The organism is Priestia sp. JV24 (assembly GCF_025910025.1).
Classification (GTDB): Bacteria; Bacillota; Bacilli; order Bacillales; family Bacillaceae_H; genus Priestia; species Priestia megaterium.
The window spans coordinates 368,673-390,158 of sequence record NZ_JAPCIN010000020.1 but is presented as its reverse complement, the minus strand read 5'-3'; the positions used below and the strand labels follow the sequence as shown (position 1 = coordinate 390,158).

General features: G+C 39.5%; 30 protein-coding genes. 19 read left to right on the top strand and 11 right to left on the bottom strand.

Annotation, left to right across the window (positions count from 1 at the left end):
• Nucleotides 1-57: 57 nt before the first annotated feature.
• The 3 genes from OK414_RS17125 to OK414_RS17115 form a co-directional block, all read right to left on the bottom strand.
• Nucleotides 58-1,137, bottom strand: coding sequence for a PrsW family intramembrane metalloprotease (locus tag OK414_RS17125; protein ID WP_034650598.1), 1,080 nt, complete (start codon nt 1,135-1,137; stop codon nt 58-60).
• 275 nt (nt 1,138-1,412) lie between these two features.
• Nucleotides 1,413-1,661, bottom strand: coding sequence for a hypothetical protein (locus OK414_RS17120; protein WP_034650601.1), 249 nt, complete (start codon nt 1,659-1,661; stop codon nt 1,413-1,415).
• A gap of 22 nt (nt 1,662-1,683) precedes the next feature.
• Nucleotides 1,684-2,298, bottom strand: a complete 615-nt coding sequence (locus OK414_RS17115; RefSeq protein ID WP_034650603.1) for an NAD(P)-dependent oxidoreductase — start codon at nt 2,296-2,298, stop codon at nt 1,684-1,686.
• A gap of 266 nt (nt 2,299-2,564) precedes the next feature.
• Between OK414_RS17115 and OK414_RS17110 the strand changes: the two genes are divergently transcribed.
• Both OK414_RS17110 and OK414_RS17105 read left to right on the top strand, forming a co-directional pair.
• Nucleotides 2,565-2,741: a hypothetical protein gene (locus OK414_RS17110; protein ID WP_016764823.1), complete on the top strand. Its 177-nt coding sequence runs from the start codon at nt 2,565-2,567 to the stop codon at nt 2,739-2,741.
• A gap of 92 nt (nt 2,742-2,833) precedes the next feature.
• Nucleotides 2,834-4,321 (top strand): hypothetical protein, encoded by a 1,488-nt coding sequence (locus OK414_RS17105; RefSeq protein ID WP_034650606.1) that lies wholly within the window; start codon nt 2,834-2,836, stop codon nt 4,319-4,321.
• 237 nt (nt 4,322-4,558) lie between these two features.
• On the opposite strand, the gene OK414_RS17100 is transcribed toward OK414_RS17105, so the two are convergent.
• Nucleotides 4,559-5,281: a DUF421 domain-containing protein gene (locus OK414_RS17100; protein WP_228459510.1), complete on the bottom strand. Its 723-nt coding sequence runs from the start codon at nt 5,279-5,281 to the stop codon at nt 4,559-4,561.
• 326 nt (nt 5,282-5,607) lie between these two features.
• Here OK414_RS17100 and cspD point away from each other — a divergent pair, with 326 nt between their 5' ends.
• Together cspD and OK414_RS17090 are read left to right on the top strand one after the other, a co-directional pair.
• Nucleotides 5,608-5,805, top strand: a complete 198-nt coding sequence (gene cspD / locus OK414_RS17095; protein ID WP_013057877.1) for a cold-shock protein CspD — start codon at nt 5,608-5,610, stop codon at nt 5,803-5,805.
• A gap of 242 nt (nt 5,806-6,047) precedes the next feature.
• Nucleotides 6,048-7,625: a peptide chain release factor 3 gene (locus OK414_RS17090; protein ID WP_016764821.1), complete on the top strand. Its 1,578-nt coding sequence runs from the start codon at nt 6,048-6,050 to the stop codon at nt 7,623-7,625.
• Between the two features lie 97 nt (nt 7,626-7,722).
• Here the strand turns inward: OK414_RS17090 and OK414_RS17085 are convergent, their stop codons facing one another.
• Nucleotides 7,723-8,049, bottom strand: coding sequence for a DMT family transporter (locus OK414_RS17085; protein WP_013057875.1), 327 nt, complete (start codon nt 8,047-8,049; stop codon nt 7,723-7,725).
• A complete protein-coding gene (locus OK414_RS17080; protein ID WP_016764820.1) occupies nt 8,046-8,579 on the bottom strand; it encodes a TetR/AcrR family transcriptional regulator in 534 nt (177 codons plus the stop codon). Before OK414_RS17080 ends, OK414_RS17085 begins: the two co-directional genes overlap by 4 nt.
• 228 nt (nt 8,580-8,807) lie before the next feature.
• On the opposite strand from OK414_RS17080, the gene OK414_RS17075 reads away from it, so the two are divergent.
• Nucleotides 8,808-9,383, top strand: a complete 576-nt coding sequence (locus OK414_RS17075) for a poly-gamma-glutamate hydrolase family protein (RefSeq protein ID WP_263045237.1) — start codon at nt 8,808-8,810, stop codon at nt 9,381-9,383.
• Here the strand turns inward: OK414_RS17075 and OK414_RS17070 are convergent.
• A complete protein-coding gene (locus OK414_RS17070; protein WP_016764818.1) occupies nt 9,334-9,888 on the bottom strand; it encodes an HAD-IIIA family hydrolase in 555 nt (184 codons plus the stop codon). The genes OK414_RS17075 and OK414_RS17070 overlap by 50 nt on opposite strands.
• A 148-nt stretch (nt 9,889-10,036) precedes the next feature.
• Here OK414_RS17070 and OK414_RS17065 point away from each other — a divergent pair, with 148 nt between their 5' ends.
• Complete coding sequence (locus OK414_RS17065; protein ID WP_016764817.1) at nt 10,037-11,359, top strand: helix-turn-helix domain-containing protein; 1,323 nt, start codon at nt 10,037-10,039, stop codon at nt 11,357-11,359.
• Nucleotides 11,360-11,516: 157 nt separating this feature from the next.
• Entirely contained in the window at nt 11,517-11,663 is a 147-nt protein-coding gene (locus OK414_RS17060; protein ID WP_013057870.1) for a hypothetical protein, read from the top strand.
• Nucleotides 11,664-11,702: 39 nt separating this feature from the next.
• On the opposite strand, the gene OK414_RS17055 is transcribed toward OK414_RS17060, so the two are convergent.
• Nucleotides 11,703-12,146 (bottom strand): hypothetical protein, encoded by a 444-nt coding sequence (locus OK414_RS17055; protein ID WP_013083930.1) that lies wholly within the window; start codon nt 12,144-12,146, stop codon nt 11,703-11,705.
• 118 nt (nt 12,147-12,264) lie between these two features.
• Here OK414_RS17055 and OK414_RS17050 point away from each other — a divergent pair, with 118 nt between their 5' ends.
• The 9 genes from OK414_RS17050 (at nt 12,265) to OK414_RS17010 (ending at nt 17,455) form a co-directional block, all read left to right on the top strand.
• Complete coding sequence (locus tag OK414_RS17050; RefSeq protein ID WP_205661599.1) at nt 12,265-12,483, top strand: DUF1659 domain-containing protein; 219 nt, start codon at nt 12,265-12,267, stop codon at nt 12,481-12,483.
• Nucleotides 12,484-12,498: 15 nt separating this feature from the next.
• On the top strand, nt 12,499-12,711 hold the full coding sequence (locus OK414_RS17045; protein WP_034650620.1) for a DUF2922 domain-containing protein: 213 nt from the start codon (nt 12,499-12,501) through the stop codon (nt 12,709-12,711).
• Nucleotides 12,712-12,766: 55 nt separating this feature from the next.
• Nucleotides 12,767-12,904, top strand: a complete 138-nt coding sequence (locus OK414_RS17040) for a YvrJ family protein (protein ID WP_013057866.1) — start codon at nt 12,767-12,769, stop codon at nt 12,902-12,904.
• An 84-nt stretch (nt 12,905-12,988) separates the two neighbouring features.
• Nucleotides 12,989-13,402 (top strand): BlaI/MecI/CopY family transcriptional regulator, encoded by a 414-nt coding sequence (locus tag OK414_RS17035; protein WP_013057865.1) that lies wholly within the window; start codon nt 12,989-12,991, stop codon nt 13,400-13,402.
• 3 nt (nt 13,403-13,405) lie between these two features.
• A complete protein-coding gene (locus tag OK414_RS17030; protein WP_263045236.1) occupies nt 13,406-14,257 on the top strand; it encodes a M56 family metallopeptidase in 852 nt (283 codons plus the stop codon).
• A gap of 36 nt (nt 14,258-14,293) precedes the next feature.
• The gene (locus tag OK414_RS17025) at nt 14,294-15,001 is read left to right on the top strand and encodes a DsbA family protein (protein WP_263045235.1); all 708 of its coding nucleotides are present in this window, start codon (nt 14,294-14,296) and stop codon (nt 14,999-15,001) included.
• Nucleotides 15,001-15,411 (top strand): disulfide oxidoreductase, encoded by a 411-nt coding sequence (locus OK414_RS17020; protein WP_034650626.1) that lies wholly within the window; start codon nt 15,001-15,003, stop codon nt 15,409-15,411. Before OK414_RS17025 ends, OK414_RS17020 begins: the two co-directional genes overlap by 1 nt.
• Nucleotides 15,412-16,221: 810 nt before the next feature.
• Nucleotides 16,222-16,704 carry a DUF2243 domain-containing protein gene (locus OK414_RS17015; RefSeq protein ID WP_263045234.1) on the top strand — a complete coding sequence of 161 codons (483 nt, stop codon included), beginning with the start codon at nt 16,222-16,224 and terminating at the stop codon, nt 16,702-16,704.
• Nucleotides 16,697-17,455 carry a cytochrome c oxidase assembly protein gene (locus OK414_RS17010; RefSeq protein ID WP_263045233.1) on the top strand — a complete coding sequence of 253 codons (759 nt, stop codon included), beginning with the start codon at nt 16,697-16,699 and terminating at the stop codon, nt 17,453-17,455. Before OK414_RS17015 ends, OK414_RS17010 begins: the two co-directional genes overlap by 8 nt.
• Before the next feature lie 38 nt (nt 17,456-17,493).
• Here the strand turns inward: OK414_RS17010 and OK414_RS17005 are convergent, their stop codons facing one another.
• Complete coding sequence (locus OK414_RS17005; protein WP_016764809.1) at nt 17,494-18,378, bottom strand: YitT family protein; 885 nt, start codon at nt 18,376-18,378, stop codon at nt 17,494-17,496.
• Between the two features lie 305 nt (nt 18,379-18,683).
• On the opposite strand from OK414_RS17005, the gene OK414_RS17000 reads away from it, so the two are divergent.
• Nucleotides 18,684-18,809 (top strand): hypothetical protein, encoded by a 126-nt coding sequence (locus OK414_RS17000; protein ID WP_016764808.1) that lies wholly within the window; start codon nt 18,684-18,686, stop codon nt 18,807-18,809.
• A 98-nt stretch (nt 18,810-18,907) separates the two neighbouring features.
• Complete coding sequence (locus OK414_RS16995) at nt 18,908-19,381, top strand: hypothetical protein (RefSeq protein ID WP_034650636.1); 474 nt, start codon at nt 18,908-18,910, stop codon at nt 19,379-19,381.
• Nucleotides 19,382-19,409: 28 nt separating this feature from the next.
• Here OK414_RS16995 and OK414_RS16990 read toward each other — a convergent pair whose 3' ends face one another.
• Both OK414_RS16990 and OK414_RS16985 read right to left on the bottom strand, forming a co-directional pair.
• A complete protein-coding gene (locus tag OK414_RS16990; RefSeq protein ID WP_013083918.1) occupies nt 19,410-19,868 on the bottom strand; it encodes a GyrI-like domain-containing protein in 459 nt (152 codons plus the stop codon).
• 242 nt (nt 19,869-20,110) lie between these two features.
• Nucleotides 20,111-20,338: a hypothetical protein gene (locus tag OK414_RS16985; RefSeq protein WP_016764806.1), complete on the bottom strand. Its 228-nt coding sequence runs from the start codon at nt 20,336-20,338 to the stop codon at nt 20,111-20,113.
• A 128-nt stretch (nt 20,339-20,466) separates the two neighbouring features.
• Here OK414_RS16985 and OK414_RS16980 point away from each other — a divergent pair, with 128 nt between their 5' ends.
• Nucleotides 20,467-21,465: an NADP-dependent oxidoreductase gene (locus OK414_RS16980; protein WP_034650639.1), complete on the top strand. Its 999-nt coding sequence runs from the start codon at nt 20,467-20,469 to the stop codon at nt 21,463-21,465.
• Nucleotides 21,466-21,486 lie beyond the last annotated feature (21 nt).

Here is a 21,486-nt window from a genome sequence, read left to right as displayed (position 1 = left end):
GAAACATAAAGGTAATAAAAAGTTAAAACGAGCAGCTTAACGCAAGCTGAAGACTTCCTAGGAGGGGGTAGGTTTTTCTTTGCAGTAGGTCAACTCCAACTTTTTATCTGCGATTTCTTTTAGCCCAATACGAATCATACTGAATACTAAAATCCATAATATAACCGTTAAAATTGTATGTCCAGCGGGCAAAATACCTAGTATAGGTGAGTCCCAAAGAGCGTGCATAAAAACGACAAGCAAAAATACACCGAGAAATTTTGGTTTTATCAACATGCTCCACTGAAATTTCTTATTTCCTTGGACGATGCAGACGGCAGCTCCAGTCAAGGCAGCCCAAGCTACATGTCCTCCGGGAGCAAAAATGCTGCGCCAAAGTATTGTAGAATAAAGCATGTGAAAGCTCCCGGAAAGAAGTGCCCGTAAAGCATAGCCAGCGGTTTCAAAAGCAGCAAAACCAGCTCCTATTGCAGCTCCCAAGAGGAGTCCGTTAAGGATATATCTATATTTAAGATTGCGCACAAAATAAATAACCGCGATAACTTTAGCCAGTTCCTCGCATATTCCAATCATGATCACGTTTGTGTTATTTCCAAGAATATCATAAAACACAAGTGCTAATAAAAGTGAGAGGATTCCGCCAATAAAAACGACATACACAATTTTGTAAATAGCAATATTCTGCGGAGCGTTCATTTCCCAAAAGAAAATAAGCGTAGTAAATGGCACTGCAAAAGCACCGACTACAATAAGGCCGGGTATGAAGTTGATGTTTTCGAACAAGCTTACGCCTAGATATAGCCCTAAGTATGCGACAAGCGCAATAAGAAAGACTCTTGCAAAAAGCCAAGGCTTTGGCCATGTATTTACAACTTCTTCTATTTTAGGAGTCGTAAGCCCTGTTCCTACAATAAAAAGTCGTTCAGCTTCCATTTCACTGTGTTGTCGGAAGACTCGAGAGAATATATTTCGAAATTTAGGTTCAACCGAACGTTCATTTCTTGGGATTTTATCAACACGATGGGCAAACAAGTAGAATATGCTGTAGTTTTCGTCGTGGTCCACGATTTCATGGCCGCAATTTAAGCAGAATTTTACCCCTTCCGGATTAGAATAAGCGCAATGGGGGCATTTCATTTATCTTCCTCCTTTTTCTACATACAAATCGTTTGACGCTTGTCTTATGAGATCTTCTACATCTATTATGTGAACTGATGAAAAAAGCATAAGAGGGTTTGATAGGTAATTTGCTTAAATAATGGAATGGTATGTATATAAAAGACAGAAGCTATTGCTAAAAGAGAACTCATGAAACCAAAAAAGGCTGCGTCATAAGCCGAACATTCGACTTACAGCACAGCCCTTTATATGATTGAAAATGTGGATTTAAGCCTGTTTTCTTTACAATGCTACTACGCAATAAAAAAGCTTCCTGAAATAAAAACGATGACACCAATGACCATCATTAATATTTCGCGGTCTTTTTTTTCTGGTTTTTTATTAGCAGGAAGCAGCGATTTTGAAAGAGGCTTGGCAAAAATAATAACAAGCATGCAAACGGCAGCAAAGATGCCAAGTGCTACCTGAAAATTACCTTCAATAAAGACGCATGCCATTAAAAGTACAAGACTTATTTTTAGAAAAATTTTTGATAGGTTCACTATCAACACTCCTTTAGAACACTTAATACGAAAGACTTAGTGATTTTTTTATATGCCTGTTGTTTTCTACGGCTTGAAGAAGAAAATGAGCGACGTCAGAACGACTGATGTTGCGTCCGTTTTCTGGTATGCTAGCTTCTCCTATACGGTAATACGTGGTTAATGGACCGCTCGTTAGACCCATTGGCCGAGCAACTGTCCAGTCGAGTCCGCTTACCTTCAAGAGCTTCACAGCTTCGTGATGGTCGCGAAGCACATTTTTTAAAATACGCTGAGCAAGCCAGCCCGTCATGCCTGGAATTTCTCCGTCGATTCCGGCTGAAGCCGTGTAGGCGATACGCTGAATTCCATTTTCGTTCATACATTGAATGAGCAGATTTGTTGTTTCTACTAAAAGGGTAGAATGCCCTAGATTTTCGGTTCCAAGACAAGAAATTACTGCATCACACCCTCGCATAGCCTGGCATACTTCATAATAATCAAGCACGTCGCCTTGTATGATGTGTACGTTCGCATGCGTTAGCTTAAGCTTAGATGGATTTCGCACAAAAGCTTTTACATAATGTCCGTTTGTCACTGCTTGCTTGATCACTTCCTGTCCCGTCCTGCCGCTTGCGCCAATTAAAAAAATGTTCATACGATCAACCCTTTCGTTTCAATGTAGGTAGTAAAAACGAAATTTTCTTTTACCATAACACATTTTTCACGATTTAGCTTGTCAAAACATAAAAGCTGCTTACGAGATTCACCAAAGTAAGAGCTATCCTCTGTTCTTTTTTAAAACTTATGTCATAGACTGTCTAGAAAACAAAGAAATGTACGAACGGTTTATAAAGGTGTTTAATGCTATAGAAGAGAAAGGGTATTATAAGAATAAGGGACGAACAGAAGGGGTGATGCACGATGAAAAAATCGGTAAGCCGAGCACGTGTTATCATAGTACTAATAGGTTTTCCACTCATCTTTCTTATTATGGCGCTTGTGACCGGTGAGTGGCGATATATGACTTGGACCATTCCGCCTGCGCTGATGTCATGTTGGACGGCACTTTTTGTATTAAGGAAGCAAGAAGAAAGATAACAGGAAATTTGAACTATTGCATCGAATTTATAGAAAAAGTATAAAATGATAGAAAGCTATAGTAAGAAAATTTAATGAAGGACGGTGTGAAGATGAACGGACAACAGTTATTGTATGGGTTGCTTACGTCTAAAGGCGATATCCTGAGAGCTGCTTATGTGTTATGTGACCACCGCATTTATACGGAAATGTCAGCACAGTATCAGCAAACGGAGCATACGGATTTTCAAGCATCATTGGTAGAAGAAATGAAATTGCTTGAAAAACAGCCTGAAGTAGACATGCATCTGCATATTTTGCTTGAAATGGCGAAGTTTTTTGAACTTTCCGTTTCTCATGCTACAACAAATGGCGAGCTGTACGAGTTAAGCGATAACATTGGAAATTTGCTTGTATCTAAATACAATGAGCTGTTTTCAATTGCACGCTGTCATACGCTAGAAGACATAATGCGCCATCAAATCCGCCTGTTCTTTCATCTAATTGATTCGCAATACATGATTGCTACAAATCGTCAGCAAGCTGTGTTTCAGCAGCAACTGATGAATTGGATTGAACAGCTGCCCCCCATGTATCAGGAAAGAATGATTGATGCATTAGGAGAATATCAGCAGGAAGCACTTGTGAAACTGCTGCAGAAAAAAGGGACAATTGAACTGTACAAACAGCTTCCTCCGCACGCATACCCTGCTATTTCAGGCCTTATGGCAACCGTAATGAGTATCTTTATTCCCGTTAATTACCCGCCAGCACTGCTATTTAGTATGAATGCGCCGCTGTTTTTAATGGCGAGCTTTGAAAGTCATGAAATTATTGCAAAACGCAAAGAAGCTGGAACTTTTTTACCGCTGTTATTGGTAGTTGTTCAGCTGATGTGGACGTACAAGCTTGAGCATCAGGATGAGCTGTTGAATTATCAGTCTCTGCTGATCAAGTGGTCATCTGTACACACAGCGTATCAAGATTATATGAAAAAGAAAGAGCAGTCACTGTTTGACCGTGAACGGTTAGACAGCTTTATTTATAAAACAGAGCAGTATGTTAAGCAGCTCCGCGCTACGGAGAAAAAGACGGTGAAGCAAATTGAAACGCTCAAAACAGCCATTCGCCATCAGCTTGATGAAATGGAGCTCACATCGTTAAACGGAGGGCTTGTGCTTCAAAAAATGATTGAAGAGCATGAATCATTAAAACAAGATGTAGAAGAACTGCAGCGCAAGCTTTCGATTAAAGGTGACTTCTTCTCTAAAGTAAGACTGACGTTCCGTTCTGCAGAACGAGCCGTCAAAAGCAAAGTGAAAGAAGTAGAGCGTAAAAAAGTGCTTATGCAAATGACGGACTTTATTTTAGCAAATCGCTTGCCCGTATGCGTGGATATTCAAAATGAAATTTATGATTATCAAGACGAGCTGGCGACGACTATTTTTCAAATTAATCAACAGGTCGAGCTGCTTGAAGAAACAAAACAAAGCCGTCAGCTAGCGGATGCAAAAGTACGCCGCTATGATCAAGAAATAAAGCGATTTGAACGGAACTACTATGGCTTGAAAGAAGGAACCGTTGAAGAGATGGCCCAGTGAAACTGGGACAAACATATTTTATCCGAACGAGTTTGATTCTCTATCAAGAATCAAACTCGTTCGGATTTTTTTATGGTGATCGTGAACATAGGTTTTATATATGTAGCTGCTTCTAGCTGTTGATAGGAAAGCAAAGCCCTGCACGGAAATTAACAGCGATGTCTCAAGCGATCCATACGAACTCATTCACTCCGTTTGTCTGTCTTTAGATTGGCTTAATTTAGTTATGTCTCAATCTTATTCTCTGTCTGTAGGAGCGGACAGCTGATCTTTATACTGATCTACATAGAGCATGCCGTTTGTTGACACAACTGCATACAGCACTTGGTTCAACTGAAGCTGACGATTTGAAAGCTCAAGGTTGATCCACTGTTCGGTATATTGAGATGTTAAGTTTTTATGAATAATTTCTCCGTCCATGATGAGTTCTACCGGTAAACTCATTTCTTTAAACGGCTTAGACAAAACGTCCTGTTTGGCAATGTTTTGATAAGCAGTTTTCTTTAATACTGACAGTTTTCCGCTTACTTCTAAAACAGCAAACTCTACTTCAGCAATGTTGAACGTTCCTAGTTCTCGTAAATGCTGATTCAAGTCGTCAATAGAATATTTGACTTTTTTCATATTTGCTTCAAGAAGCTTTCCTTTTTCCATAATAACCGTCGGGCGTCCTGTAATCCATTTTCGCAAGCGCCTGCTTTTTAGAGCTGTTGATGCTAAAAGAAAATGAATGGCTACAAGAAAAGCAAAAGAAGCGAACATCGGCAGAAATTTTAATTTTAAATCAAATCCCATATTTGCGATGAACGACCCAATAATGATGGACATCGCAAATGTAAAATGATTATTATGCGTGTTAATTTGTTTTCCAATCAGGAAAGTAGTAATGCTTAAGATAATGAAAGAAACAAAGGTTCTAAGAAGGGACATGAGAATGTCTTCCATAGGTTGTGATGTCACCTGCTTTCTCATAAATAGAAAGAGTATCTATCTCTATAGCGTTATCCATTTAAAGGATCGTTATACAAGAAAAACACCAAGAAGAAGTGCGGATAATGCGTTCACATTCGGCTGCTTAAAAAGGGGCGGAAAGGCTGTAGGTAAGGGATCAAAGCAAACAAAAAGAATGTGCAAATTCCTTTGAAATTTTTTGGAGGATTTGTTACAATAAAGGTGCTTATTTTTGTTCGGTAAGGATAGTTCGAAGTGTTCGTCTTGACTTATTGTAAGAGCAGGAATAGAGTAATACACAATGTGTGGATTGTCACACAAGGAGGAATAGAGATATGTTACAAGGTAAAGTAAAATGGTTCAACGCTGAAAAAGGTTTCGGTTTCATCGAAGTAGAAGGACAAGACGATGTATTCGTTCATTTCTCTGCTATCCAAGGCGAAGGTTTCAAAACTTTAGAAGAAGGTCAAGAAGTTACATTTGAAATCGTTGAAGGCAACCGTGGACCACAAGCTGCTAACGTTCAAAAGTAATTTTTTTTATAAAGTTTAAGCCGATCAGCAGAACGTTTCTCTGGTCGTTCGTTAAACTAAACTGGGAGAAGGCCCCTTTTATAAAAGGGGTCTTTTCTTGTTCGCTTTTTACACCTTGTTGACGATTTCTTTGATTTTGTAGAAGTATTCAAATATGAAAAAAACTAGTCACGCAGTATAAAAAAAGCGTATAATGAAATGATGAAAATAGGAATTGTAGAGCAGAAAGGATTTTAAAACGTATGAACAACCAACTTCAAGAAACGATGGTCGATTCACGTCGTACATTCGCCATTATTTCTCACCCGGATGCCGGGAAAACAACGTTAACAGAAAAAATGCTGTTACTGGGCGGAATGATTCGTTCAGCCGGAACGGTTAAAGGAAAAAAATCAGGCAAGTTTGCTACATCTGACTGGATGGAAATCGAAAAACAACGTGGAATTTCGGTTACATCAAGTGTTATGCAGTTTGAGTATAAAGATCACTTTATTAACATCTTGGATACACCAGGACACGAAGACTTCAGTGAGGATACGTATCGTACCTTAACGGCTGTAGACAGTGCGGTCATGGTTATTGACGGAACGAAAGGGATTGAAGCACAAACGCTTAAACTTTTTAAAGTTTGTCGTATGCGTGGTATTCCTATTCTAACATTTATCAATAAATTAGACCGTGAAGGAAAAGAGCCGCTTGAGCTGCTTGAAGAAATTGAAGATGTACTCGGTATTGAATCATACCCTGTAACGTGGCCAATTGGCATGGGGAAACGATTCCAAGGAACGTATGACCGTTTTTCAAAACAAATTGAAGTATACCAAGGAAACAAAGAGTCCTATTTTGCAGACTTTGACGGTGAAAATATCGACGATGAAATTAAAAAACACGTCGATGAAATGTATTTACCAGGCTTAGTGGATGATTTATCTTTACTAGACGAAGCAGGTAATGATTTTTCAATTGAAAAAGTAAAGCAAGGCCTATTAACACCTGTTTTCTTCGGAAGTGCGATTGCAAACTTTGGTGTACAGTCTTTCTTTAATTCATTTTTACAATTAACATCACCGCCGCAGCCTCGTGAATCAACGAATGGCACCGTTCAGCCTACGGATGAAAACTTCTCAGGTTTCATCTTTAAAATTCAGGCGAACATGAACCCAGCTCACCGCGACCGCATTGCGTTCGTACGCGTATGTTCAGGGAAATTCGAGCGTGGAATGAACGTGACGTTAGCAAGAACGAACCGTAAAATGAAGCTAGCGCAGTCTCATCAGTTCTTGGCATCAAGCCGTGAAACAGTAGACACAGCGTATCCAGGGGATATCATTGGCTTGTATGACTCGGGTACGTATCAGATTGGCGATACCATTGTAGGAGAGGGAAAAGTATTCGAATTTGATGCTCTTCCAAAGTTCCCGCCTGAACTGTTTGTAAAAGTTCGTGCGAAAAATGCAATGAAATCTAAGCACTTTGAAAAAGGGATTAATCAGCTTGTACAAGAAGGAGCCGTACAGCTGTACCGTACGCCGTTCTTTGGAGATTATATTTTAGGAGCAGTCGGTGAACTTCAGTTCCAAGTGTTTGAACACCGTATGAAAGGTGAGTACAACGTCGATCTTGAATTCACGCGCATGTCTCATAACATTGCAAAATGGGTAGACAAATCAACAATTGAAGATCGCATGCTAGATTCTCGCGTGATGCTAGTAGAAGATCGTGATAAACATGCCGTTCTTATGTTTGAAAACGATTTTGTATGGCGTTTGTTCCAGGACAAATATCCATCTGTTAAATTCCTAGACCCGTTTAATCTATAAAAGAGTATAAAAAAAGGAAAACGATACATACTACTTTCATAAGTAGACAGTCGATTTTCCTCCTTTGCTTAAGAGTCAGTATTTACTGGCTCTTTTTTTAGTGAGCCACTGATTTTAAATTTAAAAGAATGACTCCTGCAATGATTAATACGATGCCAAATACCATCGTGAGACTGCCGCTTTCTTTCCAAATAACTACGCCAATCACAGCTGTCACAGCAGTTCCTACACCAGACCAAATGGCATACGCAACGCTGAGTGGAATGTGCTGAAGCGATGTGGAAAGCGCATAGAAAGCAAGACCAAACCCTAATAAAACACCAAGACTAGGCCAAAATTTTGTAAATCCGTTTGATGCTTTTAACATAGATGTACCAAATAACTCTGAACTAATAGCAATCGCTAAAAATAAATAGGCTTTCATCGAAAACCCTCCTCTGTTAATTTCCGAAGTTGTTGTTGAATCTGTTTTTGCATGTCTGGATTCACGGGTGCGAGCCCAAACATTTGACTGAACCATAATCCGTCAGCTGCTAGGCGCACAATGGTAGCAAGGACTGGATCAATGTCGTCTTGTTCAATGTGCTGCTGCCACTTTTCGTATTGCTTTTGAAAGTGCTGCAGGAGTTCAGGGTTGGTTGCAATACCTGCAAGTAACCCCGCGCTCATCACTTGTTCACGCTGAAGGTCATGAAGCGTCTCAGCAAGATAAGCCCGGCTCCATTTGCCAGGAGAATTGTCACGTTCAACTTGTACGTTTAGTCCGTCATCATATTTCTTTGTGACTGAATACAGCATTTGCTTAATCAATTCATCTTTTGAAGAGAAGTGATACAACAAACCGCCTTTACTGACGCCGGCTTCTTTTGCTACTTTTTCAAGCGTCAAATTTCCAACGCCGTCACGCTGTACAACCTGCGTAGCTGCAAGCAATATATCATCAAATGTAGACACACGAATTTCCTCCTTTTTGATTTTCCCTAGAATACTTTACCGTCTGGACGGTTTGTTTGGCAATACTTTTATTTCGAATTTCAAAAAAAATTTTTGTGCACACTAAAATATAAAGTATAAAAACAAAAATAAACGACTAAACAAAGGGTCAATACCTTTACTATATGAAAAAAAAGAAAAAATAAAGCCTGGGTATATGAAAGATAAAAGAAAGGTGTGAAGAAACCGATGAGGGATGTGTATCAAAGTTTTCAAGAACTATCACAGTGTGAACGAGCGGGAATTGATTACGAAATAGAATGTGTCATTCGCCGGAGAGAAATTGTCGTGCTTGCTATTCACGGAGGAACGATGGAAATTGGGACAGAAGAAGTGGCAGAAAAAATAGCAGAAAAGCTGAACGCAACGGTGTACGTATTTAAAACACTGAAAACAGAAAATCCGTTTGAATTGCATGTTACGTCTGCAAACTACGATGAAGAAATGGCGCGTCACCTCGTTAAAAAATCAGAGGTCACGATTTCTCTTCACGGTGCCTACAGCGACGTCTGCACGACTTATATCGGAGGAAGAGACGAAAAGTTAGAAAAAGCGGTGCGTCATGCACTCGCAGGTTTTCCGATCAGTGAAACGCCCGTGCATTTAAAAGGCGTTTCACCTCCAAATATCGCAAACGGCAATCAGCGGCATAAAGGACTACAGCTTGAAATAACCACTCCGCAGTATGAACAATTATTACAGGATAATCAGCTGTTTAACGAGTATGTGAATGCGGTAGTATTGGCTGTGAACTCAGTGATGTAAAGATAAATTCAACAGCTTCCTGTATATTGGCTGCAATAAAGGCTGCTTGTACGTCAGCCCATTTTTCCCGTACATGTAACGTGTCGTGCCCAGCTCCTGTTAACACTAAAATACATTGTGCTCCTGCTGCATGGGCCGCTACGAGGTCTTTCCACCGGTCGCCAATCACGATGCAGTTAGCCAAATTTAAGCTGTGCTCCTCGGCTGCTTTTAACAGCATGCCCGGCCTTGGTTTGCGGCACGAACAATTGTCTGAATCTTCATGAGGACAAAGGTAAACATCATCAAATCCAAAAGCTAAAAGCTCAGAGATAAAGTCTGATTTCTTTACCTTTCCTTTTGTAATATCGGGCTGATTCGTAAAAGAAAACAGCGGAATGTTTTGTTTCTTTATGTCTATAATCGCTTGCTTTGCTTGGGGGAATAGCTGAAAATCACCCGGATATTGTATTTCATTACTGCCGCCAATCGTTCCGTCTCGGTCTAAAAATATTGCTTCAATCATATTCTTCACCTCTTTTTCTATCATAATATAAAACAGGATTAATTTGATAAAAAATTTGTTTTTTGAAAAAAATCAAAGAAATATGACTGTCTTTTTACTTCTCATCATATGGATAAGTTAAATAGAAGTGGTGAGGAGGGAAAGACAAGTGAACGAAGAATCGTTTTATTCACCATTTATAAGCGAAGACGGAAAGAAAAAAACAATTGGAGAAATTGAGTTTTCAGATGTGCAGCGCATGATGGAAAAACATTTAGAAGAAGGCTATCAGCTTGAGTTCAAGCGCGAAGTAAGCTCAACGGTCAAACGGAAAATCCCAAATATCATCGCTTCGTTTGCCAATGAAAAAGGAGGGTGGCTTATTTTTGGCGTAGATGAAGACGACCATTCCATTAACCTGCTCGAGCGCAAAGAATATGAGCTGTTTATTAATAATATGCTTAAAGATGTCACCAATCCCATTCCTCGTATCGTTACGCGTTTTTTATCACCTGAAGATCACTCCGGGCAAGGTGTTTTTGTTATTTGGATTCCCGAAGGTCCGAACCCTCCGTACATGTCTTACGGGAAAATTTACAGAAGAATTGGAAGCGGCACATCTCCCGTTACGGAAATCGATGATCGCTATCATTTAGATCGACTCTATCAAAAATCCGAGGATCAAACGCAGCGAATAGAGGAATTTTGCACAAAAGAACTGTCTATCTATAACAGAAAATGGCCGATGCACGGGAAAAGCTATATTCATTACGGGATGTGTAATATGTACGTGCTGCCACTATATGATTTGCATTTAGTTGAACAAATGGAAGAAGAACGGTTAAAACAATATATTTTAAGCAAGTCTAGCGAGCCAAAATACTATCGTTTGGACGACGAGAGTACGGTGATGCTGCATACACCGTTTGTTAAAGCCTCTTATTCAGCGGAATCCATCATTTTTCGAAGCACAGATGTGATTGATGCGTATGATAAAACAATTGCGTGGGAGCAGTTTTATAACGGATCAGCTAAGTTTCATATTCCTATTCCGTACATGGAAGAATCAAAACAAATTCATGACGTATTAAAGTCAAGTATTTCAAGCTACATCGATGAGACGATTTTTGAGCAGTTTCAATATATAAACGGACCCTTTTTTCTCACATCTTTAATCAGCTGCATCGGCGGATACATTGATTGTATGATGGAATTAAAAGCAGAGCTGGAAGATATGATTATTGTGATTGACTTAGAGAACGTTCGAAACGATGTGCTTTACTTTCCGCATGAGCAATTTCAAACATTTCTAGAAGAAGAAGGGCTCGTCTTTTCAGATAAAAAGCAATATCGATTTAATCGATCATTTAAAACAACAAAATTAGGAGAGAATCTGGAGCTTCTTGCCTACGTTGATTATATCGTGACAGCGTTTGGCCTTTCAAAAAATCAGTCCATTGACTTTCTTAAACACTCATTAAATCAAGAATAAACTATACAATTTTTTGACAATAACTAAAAAAATGACAAAAGTGAAAAAAAGTATGATAATATCTTTCGTAAGTAATGAGCAAGTAAAGAAGAGAAAGGGGACTCTTTTTTACGGATGCCGTTGCTAGGTAGGGTTAAACATAAGGGGAGAAAAGGCAATGAAAAAAGCGACATCCATACTTCTAATTGTCCTAGCACTGGCTGGGTTAGGAGGAGTATGCGCTGCTTATTACCATTTGGAGCAGCAAAAGCAAACGGAAGAAATGACGTATGAACAGAAGTACATAACCGTAAGAAATGCATGAAAAAACCAGCCGATCGGCTGGTTTTTTTGGGGTTTCAAGTCATAGTAAGTAAAATAAAGATTTTGCTTGTTCAGTTTTTTTAAATAACTCCAATGATGTATAGACGCAAAATAGAAAGCCAACGCTTGAAAAAACAAAAAACAAGCGGAGAAAAGGGCGTTTTCTTTGAATGCGAAAGTACGTAAAAACAACGAGTGAACATACAAGCAGTACGCTCATAGCAGCAAATCGAATCGCGAGGTCTGCTAAATCATCAACCGTACGCTGAAACAATTTTAGCGTTTCATCGTTCAAATCAGTCTCAGGAATGTTCGTTTTGTCTTGCTGATTTAACACCCCTACATCCCATTTTTCTCGACTATAATCATGAGAAACCGTGTAGTAAAACGGACCAAGCTTTTTTTCATCTGCACCGTCGTCAGCAAGTGCTGAAGCTGGGTGCATGAATGCTAGAACAAAAAATAAAAAGCTCCACTTTCTCATTACCAAAGCCTCTTTCTAACTCAGACTATCTCCCATTATAAACCAAAAAATTTTATGTTTCCATCATCCCTCTTTCCTATTTCCATTTCTATATATAAAGTGAAAGGGGGAATAAAAGATGGCAGAAAAAATTCAGCATTCAAGCCAGCTTCGCTTAGTATTAGAACAAGGAATAAAAGAGGATGGAAAACCCGATTTAAAGACAAAATCCTATATGAACATTCAGCCTGGAAGTTCTGCAGATGCACTCATTACAGCAAGTGAAACCATTGCCAGCCTGCAGTCACTGCCGCTTGTTGAAATCAACGAAATTGTCACGTTTTCACTTTTAAAATAAGAAAAGAGGTAGAGTATGAAAACTTTAACGATGCAGTTTTTGAATGAGTCACAAAAAGCAGTAAGCCTATCGATTGAATCACCTAAAGATACGTTAGACGCGGCAGCCATTACAGCAGCAATGAACGCGCTGATCGCAAGCGATGTCTTTACTTCAAGCGGCGGAGCGCTCGTTTCCAGAAAAGGCGCTCAAATCGTCGAGCGAAATGTAACCGAATTTACGATTTAAAAATGAAAGTCCTTCCACTTCGGTGCGAAGGGCTTTTTTAAAAGGAGAGAGGAAGATGACAGAGTGGTTTACGCTTGTCTCAGACGTTGGTTTTCCCGTTGTGGTGACGCTTTATTTACTTCACCGAATTGAAGCCAAGCTCGATACAGTTGTGCTATCCATTCAGCATTTAACCGATGAAGTAAAAAAGTGATTATGACAATTGTAAGGCAGTTGTCATGGAAAAGTTGACGGATTTGACACCTCACACTACAATTGGTAGTGTGAGGTGTCGAATATGAAAATTGAAAAATTCAAATTTAACGAAACCGGCCTTAATCGCTTTTTTGGCCCGCTTGAAGCAAAAATTATGACGGCTTTATGGAACGGAAGTGAAATGTCCATTAAAGATGTGCAGCACGTGCTTGAGAAAGAAAAAGCAGTGAACTTCAACACCGTTATGACCGTTATGAATCGATTGGTGGAAAAAGGCGTGTTGCAAAAGCGTTTAAAAGGACGTACGTCGATGTATCAGCCGATTCTTTCTAAAGAGGAATTTATCGACGCTCAGTCGAAAGAGTTAACGCACGAATTGATCGACGAATTTGGCTCGCTTGCTGTTACTCATATGCTTGATGCGTTAGAAGAAGTTGATGATTCACTGTTAAGCATGCTCGAATCAAAAGTCAAACAGTTAAAAAAGGATGAATAATCAATGAATCAAGGAATACTAAAGCGTTCTAAGCTTATTTTTAACCTGTGCTTTTTTATTGCCGTGACGTTGCTTATGCAAATGGGCATGTATGTGCTGCATTTGCTGTTTGGATGGAATTTATCGTTTAACTTAATTTTACTTTGTAACAAAGTAGCCCACTTTTTTGGCTTGTTTTTTATTGAATACATGCTGAATGCGGTTATTTTTCATACGATGTTTGTACTGTTCATTAAAGCTGTAAAGCAAGTGATTCAAATGCGGAAAGTCCGTAAAATGATTACGAAGCTGCGAAATGAAACAACAGCGGCTCACCTGCAAAAAGCGTACGGAAAGAATTTAACAGTTTTAACAACAGATCAGCCCATTGCATTAACAATGGGGTTGTTTACACCGCATATCGTTCTGTCTACAGGGTTGCTCTCGGTGCTTGATGAAAATGAACTAGAAGCTGTTATTTACCACGAGCAGTCACACGTTGCAAACAAAGATCCGCTCAAAACATTTTTACTAAGCACGCTTGCTTCTGCATTATGGTATATTCCGTTTATTAAATGGAGCCATAAACGTTTCAAAGTCATGCGTGAAGTGCTGGCTGATCAAGATGCCATTGTGAAAAATGGCACGTCTGCTCACATCGGCAGCGCCCTTTTAAAAATGGTTAAAACGGGACAGACAAGTCTTTCGTGTGCGCACGTATCGTTTGCTGATACGTCGGTTAATTATCGCATTCAATATATTTTAAATCCGGAAACGAAAATGCCGATGCAGCCTCCTGTCATTTTAACGCTGACGTCGCTATACGTGTTTTTTATTTTGTGTGCGCTAATTTTTACCGCTCTAACAGCTTTGTAAGTTTGTAAGAGAGAAAGAAAAGAAGGAGATGAGATTGTGTCAAAAGCAAAGAAAAAGAAAAAAGTAACGCCCAATCAGCAAACGTCCTCGAGCAAGTGGATTTTTTGGGTGATTGGAATTATTGCGGTCTGTATTTTAGGGTTAATCGTCCTTTCTAATATGTCAAAGGGCGGAGGAGATGAAAAGGCCGCTCTTACATATGATAATCAGCCGTATCTTGGAAAAGAGTCAGCTCCGGTAGAAGTGGTAGAGTTTGGAGATTACAAATGTCCGGCTTGTAAAAACTTCACGGAATCCTTTTTCCCGCTGATTCAAAAAGATTATGTAGATACAGGCAAAGTCAAATTCTACTTTATGAACTATGCGTTTATCAACAATGACTCATCTCGTGCAGCAGAGTTTGCCGAGACGGTATATAAAGAGCTTGGGAACGATACATTTTGGAAATTCCATGAACTTCTTTATAAAAAGCAAAACGCAGCGGATGAAAAGAAAGATGTCTTAACGGAATCTTACTTAGAAGATACGCTGAAAGAAGTATCTAGCGATGCCGATGCGAAAAAAGTAGCGAGTGCTTTTAAAGATGGAAAAGGAAAAGATGCGTTTGATCAAGATATGAAGACAGCCAATCATTTAGGCATCACAGGTACACCAACCATTTATGTAGGCGGCAAAAAATTCGAAGGAAAAACAATCGATGACTTTGATCAAATGGTCAAAGATGCGGTTAAGGAGAACAAATAATGAACAAGTCTTTGGTCTTCGGGTGGATTACAGCGCTTATCGCGATGCTTGGAAGCTTGACGTTTAGTGAAGTTCTTCACTTTATTCCGTGTGAACTTTGCTGGTATCAGCGAATTTTAATGTATCCGCTCGCGATTGTGCTAGGTGTAGCCGTGTATCGGAATGATACGTTCATCTACAAATACGTCCTGCCGTTTTCAGTGATTGGTATGACGCTTTCAGGCTATCATTATTGCCTGCAGAAGATACCGGCTCTTAAAGCATTTGAAACGTGTACAAGCGGTGTTCCTTGCTCAGGTCAATATATTAACTGGCTTGGATTTATCACCATTCCTTTTTTAGCGTTTATTGCGTTTACTATCATTACAATTATGATGCTTGTTCTTCGCAAGCAGGCGAAAAAAGCTTAACCTCCGGGTTAAGCTTTTTTGTATGGAAACAAAAAAAGTCCCGCTTCCAAGAAGCGGGTGCAAATAGGGTACATCTATGAAAAATGATGAAATTGTTTTGACAAGAACAGTATATAAAAGAAAAGTGAAAAAACGGTGAAAAGAGAAAAGCTTTTTTAAAAAATAAGGTGAAAAGATGCTTTTCTTACAAAAAAAGCCCCGCTCACAAAAAGCGGGGAATAAATAGGGGTCATTTATGAAAAATGATGAAATTGCTTTGACAAACTTAGTATACAAAAGAAAAGTGAAAAAATGATGAAAAAAGAAGCGGGATATAAAAAAAGACCTGCTCTGGGGAAGCAGGTCTTCACAAAGGAGTAAAACTATGAAAAAAATATGCTAATTGGCTTCGCAAGTATTATCCTATACCTTTATGGTGAAAAAATGATGAAAAAAGAAGCGGGATATAAAAAAAGACCTGCTCTGGGGAAGCAGATCTTCAAAAGGAGTAAAACTATGAAAAAAATATGCTAATTGGCTTCGCAAGTACTATCCTATACCTTTATGGTGAAAAAATGATGAAAAAAGAAGCGGGATATAAAAAAAGACCTGCTTTGGGGAAACAGGTCTTTAGAAAGGGAGTAAAACTATGAAAAAAATATGCTAATTGGCTTCGCAAGTACTATCCTATACCTTTATGGTGAAAAGATAGTGAAAACGATATTAGGATATGGTTCCTATTTTTCCATATTATAGATTCATTTCTCTTTAATAGGGTATACGTACATTAGAATCGATATAAACTTAAAGAGCTGCCAGGGAGGTATATATATGGAAAAGAAACACGAAGCAACTGCAAATCAGCGCGTGGTTCATCGCACTCGAAATAGCTGGTCAGGCTTTTTGTTTGGCGTAGGGTTAGTTGCCTTTATTGATGAAGCAGTGTTTCATCAGCTGCTTCATTGGCATCATTTTTATGATAAGTCCACAACGGCCGCTGGTTTAGTGTCGGACGGTTTGTTTCATGCATTCAGCTGGTTCGCTACAATTGCATCACTTTTTATGGTGACAGATCTAAGGCGCCGAGGCGGCTGGTGGGTGAAAAGGTGGATAGGAGGAGTATTGCTTGGAGCCGGGGCGTTTCAGCTTTATGACGGGATCGTGCAGCACAAGCTTATGGGACTTCATCAAATCCGGTACGGAGTGAAGATTGCACCTTACGACATTACGTGGAATGTACTTGCATGTTTAATGCTGCTTATTGGCATCATTTTAACATGGTTTACACGTAAACAAGGTGCACATCATGATTAAATATGAAATATTGTCTCAGCTTTTATTAGCCCTGCCTTTTGTCGCTGCCTTTTTTTTATACATATGGGCTGTAGCGTCTTCGAATGCAACGTATAGAAAATGGTCATTATATAGGACGTCCAGCTGGACACTTGGTATTTTATGCGCCGTATCTTCTGTAGCCGGACCGCTCGCAGCCCGTGCTCATATGGACTTTACTGCGCATATGACGGAGCATTTGCTTTTAGGTATGCTAGCTCCGCTTTTAATGGCGTTAGGAGCACCTCTTACGCTGCTGCTTCGCACGCTTCCGGTTCATGCAGCCAGAAAAGTGTCAAAACTTTTAAAAGGGCGGTTTGTTCGGTTCATCAGCAGTCCGGTGACAGCTTCTGTTCTTAACGTAGGAGGACTTTGGATTCTTTATACAACAAGTCTGTATGGCATGATGCATCACTCTTTTTTCGTGCATGTCGCTGTACATATTCACGTGTTTTTAGCCGGCTATTTATTCACCGTATCGATGATTTCAATCGATCCTTCGCCGCATCAAAAAACTTTTACGCACCGGGCATCCGTATTGGTTCTTGCTCTTGCTGCTCACGGTATTTTATCAAAATATGTGTATGCTCACCCGCCTATGCACGTCTCGGCGGAAGGGGCGCAGCAAGGGGCTATGCTGATGTATTACGGAGGCGATTTAATCGACTTATGTTTAATTGTGCTTCTTTGTTATGAATGGTTTAAACGGGTTCAAAAAGTATCTCTTACATAAAAAACGCGCAGAAAGCATGGTGCTTTCTGCGCGTTTTTTTAGTGAATGTTTCGTTTTTTAAAGCGTCCGCCGCGGACTTCGGTAATATCTGCAACGGCTAAAAAGGCAGTAGGATCAAAATCTTCAACAATGGTTTTTAGCTTTGATTCTTCAAGGCGCGTAATGATGCAGAAAATCACTTTTTTATCATCGCCCGTATAAGCACCTTCACCGTGCAAATAAGTAACGCCTCGACCTAGACGCGCATTAATCGCATCGCCAATGTCATCAGAATGATCACTAATAATCCAAGCTGATTTTGATTCTTCCAATCCTTCTACAACCGTATCAATGGCTTTAGCTGCAATGATGTAAGCAAGGATAGAATACATGGCGCGGTCCCACGTGAACACAAATCCCGCTGCTCCTAAAATGAAGAAGTTGAAAAACATCACAATTTCTCCGACGGAAAACGGAATTTTTTTACTGATTAAAATGGCAAGTATCTCCGTACCGTCAAGCGCTCCGCCGTAGCGAATTACGAGTCCAATTCCAATTCCGAGAATAATCCCTCCAAAAACGGTAGCAAGAAGAACGTCTGCGGTAAACGCGGGGACATCATGAAACATAGAAGTTAAGATGGATACAACCAGTATGCCAAAAATAGTGGAAAGGGCAAATGTTTTTCCCATTTGCTTGTACCCGATAAATACAAACGGAAGATTTAGTACAAAAAGAAAGATTCCTAGATTTACGCCAGTAATATGCGAAAGCATGATCGAAATACCGGTAATTCCCCCGTCGACAACGTGGTTTGGGACAAGAAAAATTTCAAGTCCTGTGGCCATGAGCAGGGCACCGATCGCAATGGCGATGGCCCTACCAAATACCTGTCCCTTGGACAGCTTTCGGTGCTGAATTTTCGCTTTTTCGAGTTCTGTCATTTGCATGTCTCCTTTGATGCCTCATATGTATTTCTCACTTTAGAAAAGTGAAACTATCTTTAATTATACCTTACTATGCACAATTAGTGGGGATAGACGGCTTAATTACTCGTTTCACCATATAAAAAAAAGCCTGCTTTAGAGTCATAAGCAGGCTTTTTAAGGAGTAAAACGATGAAAAAAAGTACGATTGGCTTCACAGTTTTCACTATATAGAGGCTTGATGAAAAAATGATGAAAAAGCCGGCATGTGCGGTAAGAAAATCGGGGATACTAGTTAAAAAAGGCCAAAAGGAGATGACGAAATGAGCGTGTGGATGATGTATAACCACTTGATGCATTCGCAAATCTTTTTAAGCAGCGTATTAATTAGCGGTATTCTTCTTGTTAGCGGAGGATTTGTGTACGGCAGAATAATGAGCAAAAAGTGAACCTAATATTGCCACGGATAGGTTGTTAATGGAAGATGCTCAATAGCTGCTTGGTTAATGTTATACTTGCTCCATAAGCTTAGCGTGGAGGTGTCAGCATGAGCAAGCATCATGATCTAACAGCATCATACGGAGAATCGTTAGTGACGTGTGAACATCAGTTTGAAGCTAGCTATTACTATCATCAAGTGCGTGAACAGTGCATGAATCGTATTCATGAAATAAGCAAAGCGGTAGATGAATTCACCGTTGATTTTACAGATGAAAGTTTGAAAATATTAGAGCTTCTTTACTATGATCTAGAAGACAGCAACTGCTTTGACTATTTTTCAATGACAAAAGAAGAATTCGAAGAGTGTATGGGCGTATACTTTGGTGAAATGGTTACGTCAACTATTGACGAAGCGCGCTGGGTTGTGAAAGAATATCCGCTTATGGAAAACAAGTATGTGACCGGAATTGAAAAAGGGAATCTTTCACTCATGTTTCCTCACGGATTTTTTAACCATAAAGAGCGTCATCCAGAGTGCGTTTTTGCTCTTTATCATTTATATAAACAGCTGCAAAAATAGGAAAAAGGTGAACGTAAGTTCACCTTTTTTATTGTCCCAGCTTTATGGGAATATAAATATCCATTTCATATGTATCACTATATAAATTGCTGTGTATAGCTGTATTTACAATTTCAAGAGCAGGACCTTCAATCATGCTGTAAGGAGAGTTCGGCAGCCATTCATTCCAGATGCTGTTGTACGTCGACCCGAGCGATGTAATGGGACCTCTGTGTTTAAACTGCAGGTATGTAAACGAAGGAAACGTATGAACGCTCATACCGTTTGGAATAAAAGCCGTATCAGCCACTTCTGTCCCTGCAATATAAAAATAATTTTCTTTTTTCGGAGCCATGCAAATGCCTGTAACCATATGAGGTTCTTTTGAAGAGCTAATCATTTCTTTTTCTTTAAGTATTTGCTTCAAAAGATTCTCTTTTTGATACTCTCCGTTTTTTGCTATGCCTATCACTGAAAATCCTTCTTTATATACAACTTTACCTTGCATAATCCACCTCGAATTTTTCAAGCTCTAGCTTTTATTCTATCAATCATAAATTACTTTACCGTGATTGTAACATAATCTTAAGTAGATATCGATGCAGAAAATGGAACATGATCAAAGCTTCAAACACACGCTTGGGATACTCTAATTATTACATAAAAACAGCGCGGGAATTCGCACGCTGTTTTTACGAATGCAACACTTTATTTATATAACGTTTATGAAGAGTAAATCCGGGAAACTCCTTAATATAAGTCAAAATGGTAGCTAAACCAGTAGTCGTCCTGCACATTCTTTGTGTTTGAAGCGACAATATGCTCATGCCCTTGTTCGTCCGTGGCAATCCAGTTGTAGTTGATATCCATTTTAATCGGATACATATTGCCTTTTTTAAACAAAATAACGGGGGGAGTTACTTCAACAAACTCGTTTAGTTTTTTAACAACATCTTCTTTACAGCGAATTAGCTCCATGTCTTTTTCTCCTTCGGTGTTATTGCACAATCATATTTTTGGCGTTGTGCACAATATATAATTTAAAATAACAAAGGTAAGTTTAGCACATTTTACAAAAAACAGAGAAATAAAAAGGAGCAATATCGATGAATGAACAAATTTTATTAGCAGAACGCCCAAAGGGAATGCCAACAAAAGATACGTTTAAATACGAAAAAATTGAAATGCCTACAGCGAAAGAAGGCGAGGTACTTGTTCAAACACTGTACCTTTCTGTTGATCCGTATATGAGAGGACGCATGAACGATACAAAATCATATGTTCCTCCATTTGAGCTAAACGCACCGCTTGCAGGCGGCATTGTAGCACGCGTAACGGAATCAAAATCAGATCGCTTTAAAGAAGGCGATATCGTGACGGGTATGCTTCCTTGGAAACGCTATTCAGCTGCAGAAGCAAAAAACTTACAGAAAGTTGATCCAGAGCTAGCGCCAATTACAACGGCTATCGGCGTTCTTGGTATGCCTGGTCTCACAGCTTACTTTGGACTGCTTGAAATTGGTCAGCCAAAAGAAGGCGAAACAGTAGTCGTTTCCGGTGCAGCAGGTGCTGTTGGATCTGTTGTTGGTCAAATCGCTAAAATTAAAGGCGCACGTGTTGTCGGCATCGCAGGTTCTGAAGATAAAATTGCTTATTTAAAAGATGAGCTCGGATTTGATGAAGTGATTAATTATAAAAAAGGAAATGTAAAAGAAGCGTTGAAAGAGGCGTGTCCTAATGGCGTTGATGTTTACTTTGAAAACGTCGGTGGAGAGATTTCAGATGCAGTTGTCAGCTTATTAAATAAATTTGCGCGCATACCGCTTTGCGGCCAAATTTCACTGTATAACTTAGAAAAACAAGATGTTGGACCGCGTGTTCAAACACCTTTATTAATTAACAGTGCGTTAATGAAAGGCTTTATCGTAGCCGACTATGCAGACAAATTCCCTGAAGGCATTAAGCAGTTAGGGGAATGGGTGCAGCAAGGAAAAATCAAGTACAGCGAAAACATTGTAGAAGGTTTTGAAAATGTACCTGAAGCGTTCCTTGGTTTATTTGAAGGAGCAAACTTAGGAAAACAGCTTGTAAAAGTAGCAGAATAAGCGTAAAAAACCGTGCAGGAT